General features: G+C 44.9%; 11 protein-coding genes. All 11 read left to right on the forward strand.

What is annotated here, in order from left to right:
• Positions 1-127: 127 nt before the first annotated feature.
• Positions 128-511: a hypothetical protein gene (locus tag AJE_RS17160; protein ID WP_008951911.1), complete on the forward strand. Its 384-nt coding sequence runs from the start codon at positions 128-130 to the stop codon at positions 509-511.
• 548 nt (positions 512-1059) lie between these two features.
• Positions 1060-1842, forward strand: coding sequence for a hypothetical protein (locus AJE_RS17170; RefSeq protein WP_008951913.1), 783 nt, complete (start codon positions 1060-1062; stop codon positions 1840-1842).
• A gap of 95 nt (positions 1843-1937) precedes the next feature.
• Positions 1938-2342 carry a hypothetical protein gene (locus AJE_RS17175; RefSeq protein ID WP_008983325.1) on the forward strand — a complete coding sequence of 135 codons (405 nt, stop codon included), beginning with the start codon at positions 1938-1940 and terminating at the stop codon, positions 2340-2342.
• Positions 2343-2436: 94 nt separating this feature from the next.
• Positions 2437-2721 (forward strand): hypothetical protein, encoded by a 285-nt coding sequence (locus AJE_RS17180; protein ID WP_050858404.1) that lies wholly within the window; start codon positions 2437-2439, stop codon positions 2719-2721.
• Positions 2722-2808: 87 nt separating this feature from the next.
• Entirely contained in the window at positions 2809-3582 is a 774-nt protein-coding gene (locus AJE_RS18030; protein WP_050858403.1) for a hypothetical protein, read from the forward strand.
• 105 nt (positions 3583-3687) lie between these two features.
• On the forward strand, positions 3688-3972 hold the full coding sequence (locus AJE_RS17190) for a hypothetical protein (protein WP_039928979.1): 285 nt from the start codon (positions 3688-3690) through the stop codon (positions 3970-3972).
• A 92-nt stretch (positions 3973-4064) separates the two neighbouring features.
• On the forward strand, positions 4065-4457 hold the full coding sequence (locus AJE_RS17195) for a hypothetical protein (RefSeq protein WP_008951918.1): 393 nt from the start codon (positions 4065-4067) through the stop codon (positions 4455-4457).
• Positions 4458-4904: 447 nt separating this feature from the next.
• Positions 4905-5315: a PaaI family thioesterase gene (locus tag AJE_RS17200; protein ID WP_008951919.1), complete on the forward strand. Its 411-nt coding sequence runs from the start codon at positions 4905-4907 to the stop codon at positions 5313-5315.
• A gap of 88 nt (positions 5316-5403) precedes the next feature.
• Positions 5404-6018, forward strand: coding sequence for a hypothetical protein (locus AJE_RS17205; RefSeq protein WP_008951920.1), 615 nt, complete (start codon positions 5404-5406; stop codon positions 6016-6018).
• Positions 6019-6528: 510 nt separating this feature from the next.
• Positions 6529-6825 (forward strand): hypothetical protein, encoded by a 297-nt coding sequence (locus AJE_RS17210; RefSeq protein WP_039928981.1) that lies wholly within the window; start codon positions 6529-6531, stop codon positions 6823-6825.
• Positions 6826-6903: 78 nt separating this feature from the next.
• Entirely contained in the window at positions 6904-7320 is a 417-nt protein-coding gene (locus AJE_RS17215) for a DUF4279 domain-containing protein (RefSeq protein WP_008951921.1), read from the forward strand.
• Positions 7321-7721: the final 401 nt, after the last annotated feature.

Below are 7721 nucleotides of genomic sequence, written 5' to 3' on the forward strand. Positions count from 1 at the left end.
ATCTGTTGATTTACGGTATGTTATTAGATAGGGTTAAATCATTTACAAAAGATAGAAGGGCGTTTACATGGCTGGAAAGCAGGTGCGCTCCAAACTACAAAGCTGTTATGTTCTTCGAGAATAGCTAATGAATTTAGGTAGATGGGATTCAGCAGTTTTTAAAAGCGTGTTTTTGACAGCTTTTTTTGTGCTGTTGTATGCAATTTACGAAATGGGCTTTCCGAATGATTTTGATAGCCTTTCTGGGCTCAGTATGTTTGCCATTTTGTTTATGGGGGTTTATTTACTATTTTCACTGGTTGGCTGGCTATTAATTGGTTTTCCTGTCCACTGGTTAATTTGTAAGTACAGCAGAGGTAGCTATTTTTGGTATGTTACTGCCGCAGTCCTATTTTTTTGTTTACTGTTCTTAGTTTTTGGGGTAATCGAAGTTGCAGCAATATACGGTTTCTTTGCTTTAATTCAGGCTGTGTTTTTCAAATATTATGCGTACAAACAACCACGAACATAACAATCCGCGTCATTCGGGGCCTACGGCCCCTGCGACGCTCACAAGTTCGCGCGCATGCGCGGGGCGTTATGCATTTTGAGGTAATCACATAGTGATTCGGGCAATTAAAAGTCAGTTAAACTTAAAACCTCATTTCTACGCTGAATCAGCGAGAGTCGGCGGTTTCGGTTGCATACTGGGTGGAGTATTAGCGTTTTACCTTTTCCAATATATTTCATCGTTCTTTGGTATAGCCACTGATATTCCTATCCGGCAGTATGATCAAACGATAGTTATGTTTATGTTCGCAAGCTGCCTTTTAACGCTTATTTTCTGTTTGTACATATTTTGTGTTTTATCAGCTTTTATTTACTACGGAATTAAGTGCCAAAAAGGACTCATTAGTAAAGACGAATTTATAAATATCGCTTTTAAAGGTATTTACCCAAAGCGCTGGCAGAAAGGCTACCGAGAAAATGCATAACAAACGCCATCAAAACGCCGCTTTGCGGCTCGACTCGCAACAAGTTGCTCGCGTTTGTGGCGGGCGTTAGGCATCAAGGATGGTCATGGTTATCTATCAACAAGTGAGTGATTATTTAGAACAATGTTTTCACTATATGGAAAAGCACGTTCCTTCGCCTCACATTGTCGAAATCGGAGGGGAAAAATGTCTACGCTACACCGAGCAATTAATTGAAACAGCAATAATTCAAAAGCTAGCTAGATACCTTTCTAGTCTTAATGCGGCTAGGTTACTTTTAGAACACGGCTATACACAAGAAGTAGGTGTAATGTTCCGTACCCTTGATGAAATCGGTGACGATATTAGATTTCTATGTATTCCTAAAACAGGTGGCGAATTCACTGAAACACATAAAATGTACCTTGAATATTTTTACCAAGAAGAATTTGATGTTCCAGATAGCGCTTTTTTATCGACACAAAATCGGCCAACCATCCCTCGTAAAAAAATCCATGCTGTCATAGCTAATAATGGGAAAGAAATCTTAAACTCATCCGATAATCAGCAAAACCTTAGAACAATAAGCCAAGCTTATAGTGGCTACGTTCATGGTAGCTCAGTACATCTTATAGAAATGGTTGGTGGTAATCCTCTGCGTTACTTCTTGAAAGGAATGCCTGGTACTGAACGCCAACAAGAGTTTGCTTACAATTATTGGGACTATGCCTATCGTGGTATTTTAGCGGTAATGTCTACAACCAAAGCTCTAGGTTTTGGTGAGTTATACGAACAGTGCTTGGCGTTTAGAAAAGATTTTGAAGCTAAAACAGGAGACACCGGTAGTGGTGACCCCGTAAAACAAATGAGTAAGATGAAAAATGCCTAACAATACGCAGCACTCGCTCCCTTCAGTCGCTGGGACGCCAACCCGCTGCACGGCTCGTCGCCCGTGTGCTTTGCGTTATATAGCCTAAGAAACTTATGAGAAATCTACTAATTGGGTTAACAACTGTCCTTGCCTGGGTGCCATCAACTTTGCTGGTTGTACTCGCATGCTTCGCTTTAATTGGCGCGGTAGGTAGCATTTTTGATTTACCTATTACATTTAGCCTTAAATGGATTTTGACTTCACTATTTGGGATTGCTGGCTATATTGCTTTAACTTCGGTAAGTTGGGGTTTAAAGCTTAATCATAAGACACGGTTGGTATTTCTTATTTTAGGCTTCTTGGCTCTGGGATTTACCTATTGGTCAGGTGTTAAATTCGACGGTGAAATGTTTAAACTTGGTAGTGGCTGGTTTGAGGTTTATTTGTTTTTATGCCCAGCTTTATTTTTACTAATTCATATAGTTTTGCACCTGCTTTGGTTACGCAAGGCTATATAACAAATTGCTTAATTTCGTTCCGGCCACAAAAAAACGTGGCCTCCACTGGACTGCCTACGCTGCGCTGCGGCAGCCAATTAGCAAAGCGTTAGGGATGATGATGGCTCAGACCGATAATCCAACCGTCAAATGCGGTACACATGGCACAGTAAACTCTGCTGTAGTTTGCTGTCATTTGTTGCAAAAAACAGAAGGTGTTTTGGGTTTTGTAGAAAACAGCTCCGAGCCTGATGACTTGCAAGCTTGGTGTGGTGCTTGTGAGGAGTTTTTTCTTAACGAAGGTGAAATGACGGAATCATTCAGAGCATTTAATAATTTCAGTCTTGTTTGTGAGTTTTGTTATGCAAAAATTAAACAGCAGCATTCAGCAAATCCCTAACAAGGCGCATCACTCGCGGCCTGCGGCCGCTGGGACGTCAACCCGCTGCGCGGCTCGTCGCCCGTGTGCTTTGCGTTAAGCGTTAAGATGAAGATGAAAATGAATATGCTCGAAGATCAGAAAATTTTAGAAGAAGAGTTCAAAGGCGACTCTGATAGGGCAGCAGCTATAGTTGGTGCATCCTATCTTGACGAGCTTCTCAGAGAAATTATTCTTGAGTATCTAGTTGAAGATACTTCCAAAAATAACAAAGAACTTTTTTCTGGGAATGGTCCCTTAAGTACTTTTAGCTCCAGGATTAACCTATCGTATAGATTTGGAATAATCTCAGAAAATGAGAGGATGATGCTACACGGCATCCGAGGAATTAGAAACGAGTTTGCTCACAAGCTCGCTGGTGCGTCATTTAGTGATGAGAGCATAAAGCAGAGATCACTGAACCTTTCGGTTCCTCGAGAAATGTTGATGCCCAACGATATACCTATTCCTCGGACGCATGAGGAAACGGTGCCATTACCAACTATCGTAAAGGCAGATGAAAGTGATCCGCGTGCGATATATCAAGAAGCAGTGACTCATGTCGCGCTTTTACTTCGTGGAAGGCAGGCTCACTGTTCGCAAAACAAGCTCAGAAAGGTTGAAAGCTATACTAGGGCAACAGCACCGGGACGAGAAATTCTAAGAGTTCATGAGACCTTGCTAGAAAGATATGAATCATTGATCGATAAGGCAAAGCAGCTTGGAAAAGAAATAGACCAGGAAGATAAAGAAGCGCTGCATAGGCAAGATGTGCTGTACAGAGTTAATAAGTACTGCCTCGATCAAGCAGATAGAGCTCATTCCGAGAAAAATTATGCTTAACAAGGCGCTGCTAGGGACAAACCTATGCTGCGCTTCGGTTTGCCCCAGAGCGCTGCGTTATAAATATTCAGGGAGAAGACATTGGCTTTCACGTCACAGCATATAATGATTACAGAGGGCGATGAACGTATTGAGATTTTTGGGAGACTGAAAGAAGATCTTTATACGACGGAGCTTGAGCTTCATGTTAATGGCGAGCTCCAGGATCAGCTCGTGTCGACACCTAAAAATGGCATATTGGGATGCACGCGTTTCCTAAGTGGTACATTAAAAAATAATATTCCTGTTAAAGTTCAGCTTAAGGCAAATATCTTCATGAGGCCTGAATATACATTTTATGTAAATGGTACGGCCGTTTACATAAAAAAAGGCACTTGGGGAGGAATGTAAATTTATAACAAACCGCGGCATTCGGGGCCTGCGGCCCCTGCGACGCTCACAAGTTCGCGCGCATGCGCGGGGCGTTATGCCTTGAGAGAGATATGAGCAATTTTCCAATTGCAGTAGATGAAAAAATGGTTGGCGAATATCCGGCGGAGACGAAGTCTGGCGGCGGTTACTTCTATGATGATGTGCTTGAATATCGTGTTTGGTGTCGTCCTTGGCTTGGCGCACCGGATGAGTTTGATGGCGAAATTTACTACTACGCGTTTTCTTCGTTTGAGGCTGCAAAAGAATTTTCTGATAACACTACAGGCTCTGAGCAACCGCTGGTTTTAGTGCGGCAATTAGAGTGGATAGATGAACCAACACCAGGTCAGTTTATTCCCATGAAAGGTGAGCGCATTACCGAGTGGTTAGTTGAATGGTTACAAGGTAATAAAAGATCAGAGCAAACAATTTCGCAGTTTATAGAGGCCAGCGTTGGGGCATAACAATCGCCATCAAAAACGCGCCCTTTGGGCGCTCGACTCGCAACAAGTTGCTCGCGTTTGTGGCGGGCGTTAGCAGCTTTCAAAATGTAATGGTTAGTACGTGTTTTAATTCTGGCATTGCTCGCGTTTCGTTTTCCTAGCGGTAAAGCCAAAACGTAAAGTCCGCCAGTTTGTGGGTTAGTCGCTGGCGGCGAGGGCGGTAGCGTTGTTTCTCTGGTTCATTTACTCCGCTTGTAGCAAGTTTTAAGGTTCCAGCCATTTCGTTGTATCACACTTGGCTGGTTAGTTTTTAATTTATGAGTGCAGTGGCTTCGGTCAACATCGCGTGGCGGCAAAGCCGCGAAAGTGTGGTGTTTGCTGCTAACAAGTTACTGCACCGGAAAAATTACTCGCTGGCGCTCCCAATTTTCCGGTGAGCAATGCGTTAGCTTTCGCCGGAGTCCAAACGTGGTTTCCAAAGAAGAAATTACAGAGTTCTTAAAAACGGAGTTTCCTCAAACAAAGTGTACGGTCGAGGAGATCGGTTCGCGTGGCGCTACGGTTAGGCATCGTATCGGTTTTGAAGAACTCCGTCCTGGCGGTACGGTCTCCGGTCCCGTATTGATGGCAGTTGCCGATGTGGCACTCTACGTAGCTATCCTGGGTGAATTAGGTTTGGTGCCGCTTGCTGTAACGACCAGTCTCAACATTAATTTCCTGCGTAAGCCGTCTTCCGATCGGGATATTATCGGGCGTTGCTCATTATTAAAGATAGGAAAGAGCCTTGTGGTCGGAGAGGTATCTTTATATTCGGAAGGTCTTGCTGAACCGGTGGCGCACGTTGTTGCTACTTATTCGGTACCGGTATCAAAAAGCTAACAAGTAAAGGCAGCGGAAAACCAAAAGCTCCGCTCCGCTACACTTTTGTTTTCCGCTGCTTTAAGCGTTATGTGCCAAGGAGAGTTAATTGACGAATCAAGATCCATTAATGAAACTTGTTGAAATCGTGAACGATCAGATTAAACAAGGAAAAAGTGAAGATGAAATAGTAGGGCTTTTAATTTCTTCTGGGTTAGATGAGAGCAAAGCTAGGCATATTTTTGCAACTGTTAAATCCTCACGATCTAGCCATTTCAGTGAAATTATACGCTTTGTAACTATTGTCTTAATCGTATTATCAAGTCTCGGCTTTATTGTGTTTATTGCTATTGGCGAGTCACAATTCGTAGCTCAAGCTAAGTTACTAGCGCTCATATTTTTCATTTGCTTTGTTCTTTTTGGCATCATGGCGGGCATCAAAGGTAAGGCAATGGTTTACGCTAGGTTAGTTAATTCTGGCATCTGGTTGGTTTCGTCTTTTATGCTTATGTTCGCTATGTTTCTACATCCAGGCTGGGATAGTAAATGGTTTGGGACAGGTGGTGGTTGGCGTGGTCAAATTGTGTCTTTGTTAGGCAATGCTATCTATAACATCGGTTCAACAGGTGTAGCTTGTATACTAGCGGCTTTGTCCATGCTTATTCTTTTGTTGTTTTGGGCAGAGACGCATAGGCTTAAAACTCAAGATTACGGTGCAATTTAGCACATAACAAGGCGCTGTTTCGGACTGGTTTTCCGCTGCGCTCCAAACCAGCCGCAAAGCACGGCGTTAGTGGCTGGGGCCTCGGTCCTTTTGGCTGCGGCGTGCCAGTGGCCTTGGTGGCGGGCCAGGTTGCCAAACCCGCAAAATTGGTCAGCACCAAGGCCGTCAGAATCTGTGTCCGGTTTGGTTGCTTCGGCAACCGGTGGTGTTGGTAGTGGTTTCGGTATTCGCCGTGTGGGGCTGTCCGCCGAAAACTCGGTCTGGATCTGCTACTTTTGAGTTCAGGTTCATTCACCGCACCGTTGGCGGTGTTTCAAACATAGTGCATCGGTTCATGCCAGTGCCGGGTTACAGAGTGGGCCGTCACGGTCAGTGCCAGGGAGCAGGCAGCGTCATTACCTGCCACTAACCAGTCGCTGTAGTACGCGGCCGATGGCCGCCGGACGCCCTTTTCATTGCGGCTTCGCCTCCATTACAAGGTCGCCGCTAAGCTCAGCGTTAGGCTTACTGATGACTCAACCAACAAAATACCGCATTTTATGGATCTGGGTCGCCATATGCTCTCTGCATGCGCTATTTTTGGTGCTTGCTGTATTCACGACGGCGTTTGTGGATACGCCATTGGAGGGCTTCGTTGTGACAGCGCTTGCAGTTCCTTACTTTTTGCACCATACGGGCTTGCCTGTATTGCAAAACGGGGCCTATCTGGCTGGGGAATGCCAACGCCAAATACCTTGGGTTGGCTTCTTTCGGTCATGGCCTGGCTTGTATGGTATTGGCTGGTTGCCAGCGGAGTTGTACGCCTAACAAGGCGCATCAGTTCGCGGCCTAAGGCCGCCGGACGCTCGTAAACTCGCGCCGCTGTGCTTTGCGTTAGGGCCTTTTATGGGTGTACTTGAGCATTCACAAGCAACTCTACGAATCTTCGGGGATGATTTAATACCTGAAGATGTATCGAATCTGCTTGGGGCTAAACCAACTAAAAGTAAAAAGAAAGGTGATAAAGAGGTCGGCAAAACCAGCGGAAAGGTGCGGATTGCCAAAACAGGTAGCTGGCATTTACATGCTGAAAAGAGAGAACCTGAAGATCTAAACGCTCAGATTGAGGAAATTTTATCCCAGTTAACAAATGACTTAACCATTTGGGAAGGGCTCTGCCAAAGTTATAAAGTTGATATGTTCTGCGGCTTGTTTATGGGCAACTGGAATGATGGCTTGAGCTTATCACCTGAAATCATGTTAGCACTTGGCCAACGGAGAATAGTCTTAAGCTTAGATATTTATAGTAGGCCGGACGATTGAGGTGGTTGTCGGCCCTAACAAACAAATATTATCGCCAGCAAAAAGCGCTGGCTGCGACGTCAACCCGCTGCGCGGCTTTCCGCGCTAAATTTGGGCGTTAGCAGGTGTTCGGGTTTTAACGGTTTTAATCAGTCGTTTTGTTCCGGATCTGCTCGCGTTTGGTTTTCTTAGCGGCTGCGCCAAAAGGTTAAGTTCGCCAGTTTGTCGGTCTGCTGCAAACGGTTGTGGCGGTAGCGTTGTTCTTCGTGGCTTCGCTTAACAGTTTTACAGGTTCTGGTCGGCTCGCCGTATCGCAGTTGCCCGGTTAGTTTTTAATTAATAGCAGCCGTGCCGTTGTTCGGGTTTGCCAGTGCGGCAAGCCGCGCAAGTCCGGTGTGGGCTGCTAACAAGCAAAGCCAGCC

It is taken from the genome of Alishewanella jeotgali KCTC 22429 (assembly GCF_000245735.1).
GTDB lineage: Bacteria > Pseudomonadota > Gammaproteobacteria > Enterobacterales > Alteromonadaceae > Alishewanella > Alishewanella jeotgali.